Genomic DNA, 15,921 nt, shown 5'->3' on the forward strand with positions numbered 1-15,921 from the left:
AAATAAGCCCGGTGGACAGTAGCCGGGCTTAATCGTAAAGATTGTTAAATTGTTTTACTATTCGTTCATTTTTACGATAATTCTGTAATTCCTAGGATCTGTAGCTTTTTGGAATGCTTCCTGTACTTTTTCAAATGGAATTACTTCCGAAATTAACGGTTCTGGCGTTATTATCCTTGACGATAAAAGTCTTGTGGATTTTTGAAAATCTGATATACTGGGACTTACACTACCAGTAATTGTTATTTCACTATTATGGATCCAATCCGGGCTAATGCTAATCGGGCTATCGGGGTGCTGGGAACTATAAAAGATTACTCTACCTGTTTTCCCCACCATTTGCGTAGCTTGCTGAGCTATTTTACTTATTGCGGTAGTGTTTATTACCACGTCGGCGCCACGACCTTCGGTTATTTTTTTAATTTTTTCTATCGGGTCTTCCTGCAAAGGATTAAAAGTATCATCGGCGCCTAATACTTTCGCCAGTCTACGCCTTTCTTCGCTCACTTCACTAACTATTACTCTGGCGGCTTGTTTTTTTGACATCATTACATGGAAGAGTCCCATAACTCCTGCTCCTATTATTACAACATCATTTCCAATCTCAATATGAGCTCTTTGAATGCTGTGTATAACACAGGCAAGCGGTTCCGACAATGCTCCGACTTCAAAAGCGAGATCATCCACTATTTTAAACAATCTGGTCGACGAAACAGTTAAATATTCACCGAGACCTCCCGGTCCGGGGATTGCCAGGCCATTCTGCCTTTTTTTACCTATCATTTCACAGAGGTTTTGTTCTCCCATTCTGCAGTAATAACATTCTCCACAGGTTTCCAGGAGTCTTAAAGCAACTTTTTGGCCTTTTTTCCATCTGTTTTCATCCACATCTTCACCTAGTTCTTCTATTATTCCTGATACCTCATGTCCGCCTATAAAAGGAAAAGGAACATGCGAAACGCCTTTGAATATTCTTTGTTCCCAGGTACATAAAGCACATGCTTTGACTTTAACTAAAACTTCGCCTTTTTTCGGGATAGGTTTTTCAATTTCTCGTATTTCTACTTTTTCTGTATCTGAAAATACAGCGACTTTCATCATCGTCGCCAAAACCAACACCTCCTTTAAAAAAACAGCGAGATTTAACATCACATTTCTTCCAGGACTTTTTCAACTTCCGCATTTTCATGAATTATTTTAGCTATGGCCGAACAAATTTTTTCTATTTTTTGATGCATCCAGATATTTCTCCCCATAACTACTCCGGAGGCTCCTGCATCCATTGCTTCTTTTACCATATGCAATAGTTCTTCATCTGATTTTATCTTTCCTCCACCCAGTACCAGTATAGGCCTATAACATCCTTCTACAATCTTTCTAAATGTTTCTTTGTCCCCTATATATTGTGTTTTTATGAAATCTGCACCCAATTCTGCGCCTATCCTGCAGGCTAAAGCAATATTTTCCGGATTTCTTGCATCGGGAGCTGGCTCGAATCCTCTGGGTAGCATCTCTGCTCCCAAAACTATACCCCATTTATTGCAATCAGCAGCGTTTTTCGCAAGGTTTTTAAGGCTCACGTCTTCATTTTTTGCTCCGGGAAAACCCATACATAGAACTCCATCTGCACCAAGTCTTACTGCATCTTCAATGGAGTAAAGATTTTCCATGGGGCTTTTTTCAACGGCGATTTGTGAAGTGCCTCCATCAATGCGAAGTATCAAACCTACATTATCTATTTCCTTTTGGAAATACTGAGATATACCAAAAGTAGTGAGAATAGCATCTATTCCGCCGGCTACGGCCTTTTTAATAATCTCACCGGGTTTTTGCATATCCGGTAAGACATTTAAACCATTGCCGTGATCCATTGCCAACACAAAAGCCTTTCTGTCGTCTTTAAAAATGTTATGCCATCTTCTCTTCATCAGATATCTCTCCTTCAATTATTGTATTGTCATAAATTTTTGCTTAAAATAAGCCTATTAATCCACCAATTAATCCTGCCAAGACTATATAGATCATTACTGTCACTGGACTTTTCCCCTTCCTCACAAGATATAAAACTCCCAGTGTCAATAACAAAGCAAGCACTTTAGGTACGATTTTGTCCAAAATATCAGCCTGTAATTTTATTGCGGTTTGACCTACTGTCAATACAACCGGTGTAGACAGACTTACAAACTGGCCCGTCAGAGCCCCTAACACCATGCAGCCCATGACGCCTGCGCCTGTGATCACAGTATTGATTAAACCACCCTCCAGGATCTTTTCTACGGCCTTACGGCCCTGGATATAACCCTGCATCCATCCAAAATACGCTATTCCTATAATGCATGCTGAAATTAAAGCTGTATATATTACTGGTCCTGCGAGATTGCCTTCTTTCGCCAAGCTTATTCCCAAAGCAAGTAATATCGGCGTTATTATGCCCTGAGTTATAGTATCGCCTATGCCTGCCATAGGGCCCATAAGACCTGTTTTTATTGCATTTATTCCTTCATCAGTAATCGGTACACCATTGGCTTTTTCTTCTTCCATAGCTATGGTTATTCCATGAATAATGGCGCCTACATTGGGTTCGGTATTAAAAAAAGTTAAATGTCTTTTTAAACCTGCCGATATGTCTTCTTTACTCGTATAGAGTTTCTTTAAGATCGGTGCCATATATTGAGCAACAGCTCCTGCTTGTAAACGCTCATAGTTATAACATGAATGAGAGAAAAACATCCACAACCAGAAGGATTTTATTACATCCCATCTTGAAAGTTTTTTAGACTGTCCCATGAACGTTCCCCCCTCTTGAAAGTATTATATGGATATACGCAGCAACAACTGCAAAAGCCCCGACAGCAATTACATTAAGATTCAAATAGACTGTAAGGAAAAAACCGAGGAAAAAGTATATCATCGTATCGCTTTTAGCAATAGCCCTCATATTTAAAGCGATCCCGAGGGCAGGCATCATTCCTCCTATTACAATGAGAACATGCAACACCTTACCGCCTAATAACTGTATTGCCGACTGTATTGCTTCAGGACCGTATAATGAGGCTAGAAATACCGGGAAGAAGCTAATTATAAAAAGAAAAATCTGTGGCGGAAAAACATTTATCAGCATTACTCCCCTGGTATCTCCCTTTTCCGCGAAAGCATCAGCCCAGTGGATAAAGATAACATTCACAGTAAGTCTTGCAAACCAGATCAAAGTGCCCAAAAGACCTATTGGAACTGCCAGAGCAAGAGCGGCTTCCGGCGTAATACCTGATGCTATGGCTATAGCGGTACCCACTGTCCCTGCCAGGGCCGGATCCCCGGGCAACGCTCCTCCAGCCGATATAAAGCCTAAATATATCAAGTTTATTGTTGCTCCCATTATTGCTCCCTGAACCGGATCACCAAGGACAAATCCCACCAACGTACCGGCCACCAGCGGTCTATATAACGTATAATAGCCTACTCCCGCAAGCCAGGTGCTATTCCCCAGATAGTAAATCATACCTATCAAGAATGCCTGCCAAAAATTGATGTGCATACTTTCCCTCCTTTACAAAATTAAAGATGCATGATAGAATTTAAAAAAATCTATTTTTCTTTTAAGGCCTTTATGGCCTCTTTTTTTTTATAAAAAAGCTTTTATTTATAAGCAATTAAACAGTGGTAGCTTTTTTGAAATGCGTTACGGAAAGCCCTACATTAAGGTATATTTTTGCTTTCCTACGCATTATAAGAACTTCTTTATTTCCACCCCCTTGTCATCAGGCACAATTCTAATCAGGATTGCAACTCCTTTTGACAGAATATTTTTAAATACTTCTCTCTCTTCCTGGGATGCAGAAATATTTTTATAAAGTAACTTTCTTCCTGCTCCTGCACCCATTCCACCAACGTTCAACTCCTTTATTCCAACACCTCCTTCCATAAGTGCATAAATTGTCTTGGGGTGCTTTGCTAAAACTATTACCTTCTCACCCGGGGATCCTTCCCCTTTCAAGACTGCGACGGCTTTTTGGGTATCATAAACTTCTACTTTTATCCCCGGAGGAGCTGCCATTTTGAGTACCTTCTCCATAAATGGATCTTGTGCCACATTATCATCCACAATTATGATCCTATTAGCCTGCGTGTATTTTACCCATGCAGTCATTACTTGGCCATGAATAAGCCTATCATCTATTCTTGTAAGTACTATGTTTAACATGTTTTTTTACCTCCCATCGACAACTTTTTTGATATTTTCTTCTGAGTACAGTTGCTGATATAAATCTTTAATGCCCAGTAATCCTGCTTCTATGCAGTGTTCTTTCAACTTTTTCAGATTATAAGATGATCTTAACATCAAAGCCTCTAAAACCATAGGCAGATTGACTCCTGTAATACACTCAAATTGCATGTTCTTAAAAAACTTCTTCATATTCAAAGCGGTGGCATTGGAGGGGCTACCGCCATAAAGATCTACAAATACCAATACTCCTTCCCCCTCTTCTAATTCCTTGATGGTTTTTGAGACCTTTTCGCTGAACCCATCTATACTATCACCATGAAAAAGCCCTAAAGTAGCCACATTCCTTTGTTTCCCCACGATCAGTTCGGCACTATATAAAAGTTCTTTTCCTAAATCACCATGGGTCACGATTAATACTCCAATCATCTTATCATCCTTTCTCCATACTCATTTCTTTTGCTATTGTTAATCTTTGTAAAAACACTTCTTTAATATCTGAATAACATCTTCTTTATATAATTTCTTAAAATTTCCCACTGGTCCTGGCTCGACAACTTTTCCAGCTATTATTTCAATATCTTTTTCATATATTTTAAGATAATTGAGTCTGTATCCAACTCCCATCTTACTAAAAAACTTCTCAGTCATATCAATGCCTTCTATAGCGATTTCCTTATCTGTTTTATGTTCATCATTTGCACCCCAGACGTTAGTTGCATATTGTTTAAATTTGCCATACCCTTCTTCCATCACATATTTAGCCCAATGAGGCCATACTATGGCAAGACTTTCTCCATGCGGAATATCATAAATGGCACTAATTTCCTGACCAATTCTATGGGTTGTCCAATCCGAAATAACACCGGAACCTATAAGACCGTTTAGAGCTAGACTGCTTGCCCACATTAAATTAGCTCGAGCATTATAGTCTTCAGGATCCTTCAGCGCCATCGTCAAATATTTGATAACCGTTTTTAATAAACCTTCACAAAGCACATCTTGAACCATCGTCTCCTGATCATGATGGAAATATTGCTCCAATAAATGAATCATGATGTCTATACTGCCAAAAACAGTTTGATTATTTGGAACAGTATATGTACATTCCGGGTCAAGTATAGAAAATTTAGGATAAAGGGCTTCAGCGGATATCATTCTTTTTTCATGTTTTTCCCAATTTGTTATTACAGCTGTGTCATTCATTTCGGAACCGGTTGCTGCTATTGTTAATACTGTCCCTATCGGCAATGCTTCCTTTATTGGTATTCTTTTAACGAATAAATCCCATGGATCTCCATCATATTTAACTGCTGCAGCAATAGTTTTAGCAGTATCAATTGTGCTGCCTCCGCCGACAGCCAGGATAAATCCAATCCCTTTCTCTCTGCAGATTTCTATTCCTTTCTTAATTAATGATATCCTGGGGTTAGGAACAACACCCGATAATTCAAAAAAAATTATGTTGTATCTGTTTAATTGTTTTAATACTTCATTATAAACCCCGTTTTTTCTAATACTTTCTCCCCCATATACAAACAATATTTTGTTGCTGTAGTTCTTGATTTCACTGCCAAGATTAAATATTTGGCCTTTACCAAACAATATTTTCGTTGGATTGCAATAGATAAAATTCTCCATTATCTGCCTCCTCGTTTATTACGATTTTTTATTTTTAATTCTTTGGCCGTATACTAATTTTTTTAGCAAAATATATCAGCAAATTTCATACCATAGGTTTTTATAATGTGTATCAACATCGATACATCAAATATATTAATCCTCGAGGCAAGCCTTGTATTAATTTAAATGTTTGAATCGATGAAACTTTGTACGGCAGAATACTTACCCATAATTACCTGAATAAAAACTTAATGTGTATCAAAAAAGCGGTCCTTTATTGGACCGCAAAATTCGTTACAGGATGTGTATCAAGCAAGTGTGTCAGGTTTTGTCGCAAGTGTATCAAAATGTGTATCAAACATTTCCACCACATAGGCCAGTTCCGCATCGGGTATGTTTATGCCGAAGACCTCTTCTATCAACTCAAAGTGTTTCCTCAATACCTCAAACACATTATTTCGTACCTTTTTAAGTTCCTCCAGATTGTTATAAGGTAGAGACTCGCCTTTAATGACTCTTTCCACCATACATGAACAGTGAAACAAAAATTTTATGGTGATATCATCGTCGATTTTTTCTCCGAATTCCGCCAGTATTTTTTCCAGGACATCGTTCAAGGCGCTGCAGGCTTTTTGTGGATTTAAAAAGGTCAGGGTCTTGCCCAGGATATCTACCAGAATACCTTGAAAGAAGCGACCGCCATATTCGTTCAACGACGCAACATCTTTTATGTCCTGTTGCTGTCCGATGAAAGGACTTAAGCTCTTCACATCTTCCACCAGGGTATCAAGATCCAGATCCGGCATCAAAGCTTTGCGGGTGGCTTCTATGACCATGGGGGTGCTTACCATTTCAACAACCCTGGTGGGAATGCCAGTTTTTTCTGTTATCAACTGAGAAAAAGCAACTAGGGAGCCCATATCCACCAGGATAAGAACCCCTTTTCCCCGATCTATCTTTCTTACTTCTTCCACAGCTCTGTCAAGTATCACTTCAACCTTTTCTTCCAGGGGCATATCCAGGGCCCGGGCATGATCAACTCCCAGCAGGGCGTTGGCCACCTGGGCCATGGTGCTGGCCGCCGCATGTCCATGGGCTATCACCAGAACGCCAGTATTGCCCCGGCCTTTGCCTGCCTTTACAGCGTATAAAAACATGGCAAGATATGCGACTTCATCTTCGGGGATGCTTATACCCAGTTTTTCTTCCAAACTTACCTTTATCTTTTTCGCCAGATCATATTCTCCCGGGTGTTCTTTTAAAATACTTTCCTTATCTGGGTGTGATATTACGGTGCCTAACCGAAGTCTTTTCATCAATGTCTCCACATGAAGGGCTATACCGTATATGACCTTTTTATTTAATGGACCGCCGAATACTCCCTCTACATTTTTTAAAGTATCTTCCACGGCCTCAAGGATCTGCGGGCTAACTATCTTAGATATGGCCTCCCGATCCACACTGGCGTCTTTCGGCCTTATCCTGGAGAAAAATTCCTCAAAATAATCTTTTATCTCGCCATCTACTTTCTCCCGGATCTGTCTTTCGGAAAGGCCTTCTCCTGCATATTTTCGCCATGTATTTTGAATAATTTCATAAAAATCATCACCCGTCTTATATTCATCCAGCATTAAAATTTCATGGATATTTGAGGGGCCTTTGTCCTGTGCGTCAAATAGTACATCCTCACTACCGCTTAAGTTGAAATTTTTCACCAGTTCTTCCCTTTTTTCGCCGATTTTAAAGAAACCTTCCCTTACCCTCTGGGAAAGCTGGGATAATTTTACCTCTACGGTGTCTTTCTTAAATGTCATATAATCCAAGAAAGCCCTGGCACATATGAGCTGGATATCGCTTTTGAGTTGCCCTATATTTCCCGGGCAATCATAGAGCATAAAAGCCTTGATAACTTCTTTCGAAACCCTTACAGGAGCTTTTATTCTGACCGATTCATCCCGGAAAAACCGGCATATGAGGGCCATGCGCTCCTGAAGGGTACGCTCTTCCAGGCTGGGTAGTTTGATGACTACCGGAATCCTTCGTAAAAAAGTATGGAGCATGGCGGACTCCGGTTCCTCTGTGGTGGCAGCTATGATAAGCACCCGGACTTTTCTCGTGTTCTCCGATTCTCCGAGACGCCGATAGATACCTTTATCCATCAGCAGAAACATCATTTCCTGACCTTCCGGCGGCAGGCGGTGAACTTCATCCAGAAATAATATCCCTCCATCGGCATTATCTACCAGACCCCGCTTCTCCCTGTCGGCTCCGGTGAAAGCACCCTTTACATGGCCGAAGAGCTGGGACATCAAAAGCTGTGGGTTCTCGGCATAGTCGGCGCAGTTAAACACAATAAATGGCGCTCTCGGCGGTAACTTTTTCACTTCCACCGCATACCTGTACATGGCTTCGGCAAAGGTGGTCTTACCCACGCCGGTAGGCCCCACGACCAGCGTATGAAGTCCGCCGGGCGGATACAATACGGCGGCCTTGGCCTGCTCCACCTGGGCTTTGAGGCTCTCCCGGGCACCTATCATGTTGTCCAGCACGCTTTTTTCGGTCAGGCAATTATCATTTATGTTGTTAAAATTAAATTTATCTTCTCTATGTTCGGCTGTTACTAATCTATTCGGAGACCCATGCAGTTCTGTAACAGCTTTAGTTTGAAATATTTCTTTATCATCAATGCGGTTACTGTCACTTATGCCATTTTTAAGCATTCTTCTGAAGGTTTCGTAATTTTCTATTACCGGGTTATCTACTTTTAATCCCCATTTCGATTCCAGAATATATTTATCAACGTAAAGAACCGGCTTACCCTCTATTTTTACTACCTTGCCCTCCCGTACAAGGCGGTTTAATTCCTTACTGGTGTTGTTTCGGCTTACACCGATGAGTCCTCCGATAAAGCTTGCCTCAAAACCGATCCTCTGGTCTTGATGGAGCTTTTCTAGCTGCAATGACTCAGTGAGCTCCCTGAGTTTCCGATACACTTTCTCTTTCCTCTTCAGTGATTTATTATTTCCACTGTTTGCTTCGATTCTATCTTTCAAAATGCTACCCTCCTTTTATAACAATTCTTTACCACCTTTATAAAAGGCCTCCATTGGGAGGCCTTTTTGCATCAATTTTCAGGCAGCCTCTCGTGATTTATACTTTGTTTTCCCCGCACCGATGATGCCAGCATACAGAGTATGTCTATAACGGCGGTCAACAAGAAAACATCCCTTAGCCCATTCATGAAAGCAGCATCCTGAAGGTGCTTTCCGGTTAGCGGTAAAATCTTCAGATAGTATGAATGTCGGAGGGCAAAAAGCCCGCTCCCCAGAGCAACCCCCAGCACCATACCCACATTTCTCATGGTGGCAAGGACTCCGGAAGCTATTCCCTGCCTTTCCCGCGGGGCGCTGCCCATTACCGAGCTGTTGTTGGGAGTTTGAAAGAGGCCATTTCCCAGGCCAAACAGCACCAGCCTCCACACCACATCAAAGCTAGTGGAAGAAAGGCTTAGAGTGCTCATAAGGTACAGGGCTACGGAACATATCAATGCTCCGCCGGTGCTCAAAAACAGCGGGCCGATTTTATCGGAAAGAGTACCGCTGATGGGCGCCACAAGCAGCATGGTAATGGGGAAAGCCGTCATTATAAGACCGATTCTGTTTGCGGAATAACCTGCCCGGGTAAGAAAAAACGGCGTCAAGAATATCATAGTGTACTGCGCAATGAAGTTTAAAAGGCAGCTCAAATTCCCTGCCGAAAACATCCGGTTGGAAAACAGCGAAAGGTCCAGCATAGGTTCCCTGGCCCTTTTTTCCTGCAGGATAAAAGCTGTAAAAGCCAGGATAAATATTATCAGCAGGGAATAACCCAGGCCGGAAGTCCAACCGATTTCCTGGCCTTTGCTGATATATAAAAGCAGGCTTGCAAGAAAAATAAAACCAAATAATGCTCCGAGAGGATCAAATTTTTCTTTTTTTAGAACGCCTCTCTGGGGTATTACGTTTCTTGCCCAGAAATATCCTCCTATACCTATGGGGAGATTTATAAAAAATATAGACCTCCAGCCAAAACTTTTAAGCAAAAATCCCCCGAAGGACGGACCTATAGCAAGCCCCACCGCCACTGCCATGGCATTATATCCCAGAGCTTTGCCCCGCTCTTCCTGAGGAAAAGTTTTGGTTATGATGGCCGGCGCCACAGCCATCATCAGACCGGCCCCAGCCGCTTGAAAGGCTCTTGCTATGATAAGAACCCCTATGGCGGGCGATAATCCGCATAATGCCGAAGCTGCCGTAAAGATGAGCATTCCCCATAGGAAGAGTTTTTTATACCCCAGCATATCCCCCAGTCTTCCATAAGTAAGAAGGAGACTACTCAACACCAGGAGATATGACATCGAAACCCAGCTCACCGTGGTCATCCCGACTTTGAACACCTCAGACAATGTGGGCATGGCAACATTTACCACGCTGCCATCCAACGGGCCCATGATGGTCCCTAACAATACCGCTGCCAATATCCTGTATTTGTTGTCCATATCTTGCCTCCATCCGGTGGGAATTTTTCACTTAATACATTTTAACATTTACTTATAATAAATTAAAGCTGCTTTTAAAGATTCTTTTTTAATCTCAAAAGTTGTCATGCCTGTCTTCAAATTGTGAAAAAGAACATTTTCGCTATTATGGGAATTTTCTTGAAATTTCTTTTGTATTATGTTAATATATTATTACCAAAGTATTCGAGAATACGTGTATGAAAGGATGGTTATTTATGGCAACTCCACAGAAAGTAAATTATACCGATATCTCCAGGTGTCAGTATCTGAAATGCGAGGACACTTGCTATGGCCCCATATGCTATTGCACCCTGGAGGCCTGGGGTGAAAAGGCCGTATGCGGCCAGCCGGTAAAAGAAGCGTGTGAAAAGGAACATTACATCGTAATGTAAAAGGCGGACATTTAAGTCCGCTAATTTTTTTGAGAGGCGGTTTTTTCCCCAGCCTTATCACGTATCTCATTTTACCGTCTTCTTTAAACTTGTCTACCCATGTGGGGATTTGATCTACATCTTTAACATTTATTCTATTTTGCTGTAAATCCTTCTCAATGGTTATCTTCAAAATTACGCCCTCATCGGTATAGGGAAACCTCTGGGCTGAGATAAAGTTTCCCAGGGAATAAGCCGCATATCTTTCAACCATTTCGCCTCCTGGGCCTATCACCCTTACCCATTCCCCTGGCTGCGTCACATGGGGGTGGCTGCCTATCACTACATCAGCTCCTTTTTCCAGGAGCATTTTAGCCAGCTTTTTCTGCTGTTCCGACGCGACTCTCTGATATTCCTGTCCAAAATGAAGGTATACTACCACCGCATCGGCGGATTGCCGGGCTTTAGTCAGGTCTTTTAAAATAGTGTCTTCCTCGATTAAATTTACAAGATATGGCTTGTCTTTGGGAACAGGATTGCCGTTGGTGCCGTAGGTATAAGCCAGAAAGGCGATTTTGACGCCGTTTATTTCTTTAATCACTATTCTGTCCCTTTCCCCGGCGGTCCTGCTGGTTCCTACTGCCATAAGTCTCCTTTGCTCCAGCACATCTATTGTCCTGACAACGCCTTTTTCTCCGCGGTCCAGGCAATGGTTGTTTGATGTCATTATAATGTCAAACCCCGCATCTTTCAATGCATCGGCCAGCTCGTCGGGACTGTTGAATTTGGGGTAGCCAGTAAATTTTAGCTCCTTGCCTCCCAGAGTAGTCTCAAGATTGGCCATGGCTATGTCCGCGGAAGAAATCTCATCCTTCACATCCTGAAAAAACATCGAATAATTATAAAGCCCCGTTTCGGAATCATATCCCGACCATATCTGGCCATCATGCATCATCACATCCCCCACCGCTGCTATAGTGACGGTGGAGTTTGATACAGGATTTAATTGACCTTTATCCTGCCGGTTGGAAATAGTATTTTCATCATACATTGCCGCTACTCCCGGCTTTGCATTGTTTTGCAATCTTTGCGTCAGATTACCATTGGCTTTAAAAATGCCGGTAAAATTCTTTATGGAACCAATATTCAGAAATCCGGCTATAAAAAGCACTGCCACACCGCCGGCTATGCTGCCCCTTTTCCAGGGTTCCCCCATAAGCTCTCCCCCTTTATGCCCATTAATCATGCCAAAGCCATTACAACAGTTCTTCCCTCCCCATCTTCTTCAACTGTTCCACCACTTTTTTCACATCCTGGGCCTTCTTCTTGGGACATACCAGCAGAGCATCACTGGTCTCCACGACAATCATATCCTCTAATCCCACTGCGGCCACCAAACGGCCGTTGGAATATATGATGGAATTTCTGGTCTCTATATCCACAAAATCGCCCTTAGTGATATTGCCGTTTTCATCGGGCGGAAATACGCTTCCCAGGGAGTCCCAGCTTCCCACATCGTTCCATCCAAAATCCCCGGGAATAACTACCACTTCCTCAGCTCTCTCCATTATACCGTAATCGATGGATATATCCTGCAGGGTAGGATAAATATTTTCAACTGCTTCCCTTTCCTGGGCAGTGCCTATGTAGGGCTCGATTTCGGATATTTTGCGGTAAAGCCTCGGTAGGAAACGCTCGAAATTTGAAAGGATCACCGAGGTTTTCCATACGAACATACCGCTGTTCCATAGATAGTTTCCACTGTCGAGATATGCCTTGGCCTTGGGTACATCGGGCTTTTCCACAAACTCCACAACCTCAAAGGCGCTTTTTTCCTCAGCGGGTATGGATTTATCCCTATCAAACTTTATGTAACCATAACCTGTAGATGGGAAAGTCGGAGTAATTCCCATTGTGACCAGCTTACCCTTGTTTTCGGCTACACTGCAGGCAGCTCTTAAAATCCTCTGGAATTCACCCGTATTTTTTATATAATGATCAGATGGAAAAACTCCCATTACTGCGTCACCACACCTTTTTTTTATGACAAAGGCCGCATAGGCTATGCATGCAGCGGTATTTCGGCCTACCGGTTCTATCAGGATATTTTCCCTGGGAATGTCATCGATGACTACCTTGTTCAAAATCTTTTCCTGAGCTTTGTTTGTGACTATCAATATCTTTTCCGGCGGAATAATATCTTTTATTCTCTTTATGGTGTCATTTATCATGCTGTCATCGCCGGTGATGTTCAAAAACTGTTTTGGTGTAGAAATCCTGCTCAAAGGCCAGAAGCGGGTACCCCCGCCGCCGGCCATGATAACTCCGTATCTATCCATCGACATTACCCCCATTAAAAAATAAACACACAATTAGTTTTACCAAAAAAACAGGAAAAATCTCCTGTTTTTAAACAAAGTTCAGGAATTCAGCAGTTTTATTACCTCCTCATCCGTCACCTGGCCAAATTCCTCATAAAATTGCCCTACGGCATAAAAAGGCTCCTCCGATGAAAGGTAAACCACTTCATCCACCTGTGGTTTCAATTCTGCCCAAGTATCGGGTGCGATAACCGGCGTCGCCAGAATGATTTTGCCGGCCTTCAGATCTTTTAAAAATGCTATGGCAGCCCTGACCGTGTAACCTGTGGCGATACCGTCATCCACCAGGATGGCTTTTTTCCCCAAAAGGCTCCGGTAGTAGGCATTTCCCCTGTACTTTTCAAGTCTTGCCCTTATCTCATCCACTTTTTTGCGGATTGCTCTTTCCATATACCCTTCATCAATGTGAAGTATATTGACAGTCCTCTCATCAATAATGGGATTCCCCGTAGGCCCCACAGCCCCTATAGCCAACTCCTCATTGAAGGGTGCTCCTATCTTCTTTGCAACTGTGATATCCAGGGGAACATTCAGGTAATCGGCTATTACCCGTCCTATCACCACCCCGCCCCGGGGTATGGCAAAAACAACAACATCTTCATTATCCCTGTATTTTTCCAGTAGCATTGCAAGCTGCCGGGCTGCGTCCTCTCGATCTTTAAACATGGTAACCTCCAGATATACCCATCCACTTCAATAAATATCTCCTCTGTTATCAGCTTCTATTACAGTTATTATATACAGACCTTCGTCCCTTTAAGCATAGAAAGAAACTGCGGAGCAGTTTCAACACACCGCTGCAACGAGGCTGGGGATTAAACATGCCGCCTGTCTTGTTAATAGGAACCCGACCGCTTAAAGAAACGGGGGACATCTTTTCGCCTCGTTATAAATATTATACGGAAATTTACTACCCTTAATCGATAACCAGGTCTATTTTTAAGTTTCTTTATATCTCCTTCAAAAGGAAGTTTTTGAATCGCCTGCAATATACTTTAAATATTGGAAAAAGTCGATGACTTTCTCCTTCATTATGTCAGGCGATTTTTTAAACTCTTCAATAAACTTCTCAATTTGCAGGCTCATACTATCCACCTCTTAACTATATAATTATCTACCAAAAAATATATCATTAATAGAAAGCTTTTTCAATGTTTTTTCTTAACTGAAAAAAGTCTGTTCCAGCGCTTCATCCGCCTTTGCTTCAAGCGCCTGCTCATCTCCGCTTCTTACCGTCTTGAATTCCATGACAACTCCCTTTTTTGTGCCGTCTTCCGGGATTATCATGACATCGGGCCTGCCGTCTCCGGACTCTCTGTTGGATTTGACTTTATATTTTCCTTCAATGTTCACAAGCAGCCCCAGAATAAAGGCGTGATAGAAATTTTCCGCCGAGTTTTCCCCTACATCGAAGTAGCTGAAGGTTTTGTTTACCAGGTATTGAAATCCTGCTTTGAATTTTTCTATGTCTCCTTCAACCAGTTCTTTCAGAAGCTCTTTTATTTTATCCGATGTTACTTCTTCGCTTTCAAACCAGCCTGATATTATGTCACGGTATAATTTGAGTATTTCTTTGTTGGGGATTTTTAAGTTGCATACTGTGTCTCCGTATTCGGTATGGCGAATATTAACCGCTTTTAAATACCCGCTCACCAAAAGCAGGCTCCAGAGCACTTCTTTGCCGATTATTTTCTTTTTCTGTATATCTCTGAAATTGGTGTCGGTGTCTATTATTTCGTCCTTGATTTCTCCGCCTTCTATAAGAGCCTGTATCTTTGACCCTGCTCTTTTGTATAAGCCTCACCCTGTCTCCAGATTTTCAGTTCTTTGAAAAGGAAGCTATGGTCCTCCCCGGTTTTTTCGAAGAAATACCGCAGCATTTTTTCTTCCACTTTGCGGCGTCCCCCTTCTTTTCCATAAATCCTTTAAATTTTTATATTGGGGTCATTCCTCCGCCTCCCACAGTTTCCTGTCCAGAAAAGGAGGTATGTCCCCTAACCTATTATATCCTATAACATTTTGTGATACAACCTTTTTATAGCCGCCCCCTTGATTTTTGAACAATATAAAAGCCCCGGCCAGGGAAGCTGAACTCGAGCTCCTGCGCTGTCAATCCCGCCGGAGGATATGAAAGTGAAATTTTATTGACAATTTACTTATCGTCAAGATTTTTCCTCTAAAAATTTTTTTCTTTTTAAAATATAAAGTATGTGTAGCATGCAAATAAAACGTTCAAGCTTTCTCCTTCGCTTCGCAGGGCTAAAGCCGTCAATTCGGCGTGTGTCTTGCTGCCGGCCGGAGCATTTCTGCATGCCGCCCCTGCTACGCTTATATCGAGCTTAAGAACGTCTTTGGCTTCAATCTACGGTGCTCCTCATTTCTTCGCCACATATTTCCGTATATCAAATGCTACGGCGGATACAATGATAAGTCCCTTTATTATCAGTTGCCAGTAGGGGTTCATACCGATAAACGTCAGACCGTAATTGATAACACTGAATATAAGCACTCCGGCCAGTATTCCGGGGACAGTCCCAACTCCTCCTGTTATCGACACGCCGCCTACCACGCAGGCTGCTATGGCATCGAGCTCATACATGTTACCGTAATTGTTCGTTGCTCCGCCTGTTCTGGCCGCTTCCAGCACCCCCGCCAGACCGTAGAGATCACTAGCGAATTTGTTTAATATCACCTCACCTTCCTGTTGAGTTTTTTAACTCATCTTGTGGAGAATGGTGAGGGCTTTTTTCTACCTGCCGCTTTACT

15 protein-coding genes and 1 pseudogene are annotated in these 15,921 nt (G+C 42.2%); all 16 read right to left on the reverse strand.

Annotated features, from left to right (window positions below):
* Positions 1-57: 57 nt before the first annotated feature.
* Positions 58-1,101 (reverse strand): zinc-dependent alcohol dehydrogenase, encoded by a 1,044-nt coding sequence (locus tag D2962_RS12560; protein ID WP_122015790.1) that lies wholly within the window; start codon positions 1,099-1,101, stop codon positions 58-60.
* A 47-nt stretch (positions 1,102-1,148) separates the two neighbouring features.
* A complete protein-coding gene (locus D2962_RS12565; protein WP_122015161.1) occupies positions 1,149-1,928 on the reverse strand; it encodes a class I fructose-bisphosphate aldolase in 780 nt (259 codons plus the stop codon).
* Between the two features lie 43 nt (positions 1,929-1,971).
* Positions 1,972-2,787: a PTS system mannose/fructose/sorbose family transporter subunit IID gene (locus tag D2962_RS12570; protein ID WP_122015162.1), complete on the reverse strand. Its 816-nt coding sequence runs from the start codon at positions 2,785-2,787 to the stop codon at positions 1,972-1,974.
* The gene (locus D2962_RS12575; protein ID WP_122015163.1) at positions 2,774-3,535 is read right to left on the reverse strand and encodes a PTS mannose/fructose/sorbose/N-acetylgalactosamine transporter subunit IIC; all 762 of its coding nucleotides are present in this window, start codon (positions 3,533-3,535) and stop codon (positions 2,774-2,776) included. Before D2962_RS12575 ends, D2962_RS12570 begins: the two co-directional genes overlap by 14 nt.
* A 189-nt stretch (positions 3,536-3,724) precedes the next feature.
* A complete protein-coding gene (locus tag D2962_RS12580; protein WP_122015164.1) occupies positions 3,725-4,201 on the reverse strand; it encodes a PTS sugar transporter subunit IIB in 477 nt (158 codons plus the stop codon).
* Positions 4,202-4,207: 6 nt separating this feature from the next.
* Positions 4,208-4,651, reverse strand: coding sequence for a PTS sugar transporter subunit IIA (locus D2962_RS12585; RefSeq protein WP_122015165.1), 444 nt, complete (start codon positions 4,649-4,651; stop codon positions 4,208-4,210).
* Between the two features lie 39 nt (positions 4,652-4,690).
* Positions 4,691-5,863, reverse strand: coding sequence for an iron-containing alcohol dehydrogenase (locus D2962_RS12590; protein WP_122015166.1), 1,173 nt, complete (start codon positions 5,861-5,863; stop codon positions 4,691-4,693).
* Positions 5,864-6,153: 290 nt separating this feature from the next.
* Positions 6,154-8,898, reverse strand: coding sequence for a sigma-54-dependent transcriptional regulator (locus D2962_RS12595; protein WP_245984678.1), 2,745 nt, complete (start codon positions 8,896-8,898; stop codon positions 6,154-6,156).
* A 71-nt stretch (positions 8,899-8,969) separates the two neighbouring features.
* Positions 8,970-10,382 carry an MFS transporter gene (locus D2962_RS12600; RefSeq protein WP_120768417.1) on the reverse strand — a complete coding sequence of 471 codons (1,413 nt, stop codon included), beginning with the start codon at positions 10,380-10,382 and terminating at the stop codon, positions 8,970-8,972.
* A 234-nt stretch (positions 10,383-10,616) separates the two neighbouring features.
* A complete protein-coding gene (locus D2962_RS12605; RefSeq protein WP_245984680.1) occupies positions 10,617-11,990 on the reverse strand; it encodes a CapA family protein in 1,374 nt (457 codons plus the stop codon).
* A gap of 40 nt (positions 11,991-12,030) precedes the next feature.
* A complete protein-coding gene (locus D2962_RS12610) occupies positions 12,031-13,113 on the reverse strand; it encodes a mannose-1-phosphate guanylyltransferase (RefSeq protein WP_120769016.1) in 1,083 nt (360 codons plus the stop codon).
* Between the two features lie 81 nt (positions 13,114-13,194).
* A complete protein-coding gene (locus D2962_RS12615) occupies positions 13,195-13,821 on the reverse strand; it encodes a phosphoribosyltransferase (RefSeq protein WP_122015167.1) in 627 nt (208 codons plus the stop codon).
* 294 nt (positions 13,822-14,115) lie between these two features.
* Positions 14,116-14,241 carry a hypothetical protein gene (locus tag D2962_RS19315; protein ID WP_281273671.1) on the reverse strand — a complete coding sequence of 42 codons (126 nt, stop codon included), beginning with the start codon at positions 14,239-14,241 and terminating at the stop codon, positions 14,116-14,118.
* A 75-nt stretch (positions 14,242-14,316) separates the two neighbouring features.
* Positions 14,317-14,808, reverse strand: a complete 492-nt coding sequence (locus D2962_RS12620) for a PD-(D/E)XK nuclease domain-containing protein (RefSeq protein WP_245985101.1) — start codon at positions 14,806-14,808, stop codon at positions 14,317-14,319.
* A 104-nt stretch (positions 14,809-14,912) separates the two neighbouring features.
* A complete protein-coding gene (locus tag D2962_RS19320) occupies positions 14,913-15,047 on the reverse strand; it encodes a hypothetical protein (RefSeq protein ID WP_281273672.1) in 135 nt (44 codons plus the stop codon).
* Positions 15,048-15,529: 482 nt separating this feature from the next.
* Positions 15,530-15,829: pseudogene (locus D2962_RS12625) on the reverse strand (ABC transporter permease subunit); the annotation flags it as partial.
* Positions 15,830-15,921 lie beyond the last annotated feature (92 nt).

This window comes from Biomaibacter acetigenes (genome assembly GCF_003691585.1).
Lineage (GTDB): Bacteria > Bacillota > Thermosediminibacteria > Thermosediminibacterales > Tepidanaerobacteraceae > Biomaibacter > Biomaibacter acetigenes.

What these genes read in the sequence shown, in the direction of transcription:
- D2962_RS12560 (WP_122015790.1), bottom strand. Translation starts at nt 1,101, where the DNA reads ATGATGAAAGTCGCTGTATTTTCAGATACAGAAAAAGTAGAAATACGA.
- D2962_RS12565 (WP_122015161.1), bottom strand. Translation starts at nt 1,928, where the DNA reads ATGAAGAGAAGATGGCATAACATTTTTAAAGACGACAGAAAGGCTTTT.
- D2962_RS12570 (WP_122015162.1), bottom strand. Translation starts at nt 2,787, where the DNA reads ATGGGACAGTCTAAAAAACTTTCAAGATGGGATGTAATAAAATCCTTC.
- D2962_RS12575 (WP_122015163.1), bottom strand. Translation starts at nt 3,535, where the DNA reads ATGCACATCAATTTTTGGCAGGCATTCTTGATAGGTATGATTTACTAT.
- D2962_RS12580 (WP_122015164.1), bottom strand. Translation starts at nt 4,201, where the DNA reads ATGTTAAACATAGTACTTACAAGAATAGATGATAGGCTTATTCATGGC.
- D2962_RS12585 (WP_122015165.1), bottom strand. Translation starts at nt 4,651, where the DNA reads ATGATTGGAGTATTAATCGTGACCCATGGTGATTTAGGAAAAGAACTT.
- D2962_RS12590 (WP_122015166.1), bottom strand. Translation starts at nt 5,863, where the DNA reads ATGGAGAATTTTATCTATTGCAATCCAACGAAAATATTGTTTGGTAAA.
- D2962_RS12600 (WP_120768417.1), bottom strand. Translation starts at nt 10,382, where the DNA reads ATGGACAACAAATACAGGATATTGGCAGCGGTATTGTTAGGGACCATC.
- D2962_RS12605 (WP_245984680.1), bottom strand. Translation starts at nt 11,990, where the DNA reads ATGGGGGAACCCTGGAAAAGGGGCAGCATAGCCGGCGGTGTGGCAGTG.
- D2962_RS12610 (WP_120769016.1), bottom strand. Translation starts at nt 13,113, where the DNA reads ATGGATAGATACGGAGTTATCATGGCCGGCGGCGGGGGTACCCGCTTC.
- D2962_RS12615 (WP_122015167.1), bottom strand. Translation starts at nt 13,821, where the DNA reads ATGTTTAAAGATCGAGAGGACGCAGCCCGGCAGCTTGCAATGCTACTG.
- D2962_RS19315 (WP_281273671.1), bottom strand. Translation starts at nt 14,241, where the DNA reads ATGAGCCTGCAAATTGAGAAGTTTATTGAAGAGTTTAAAAAATCGCCT.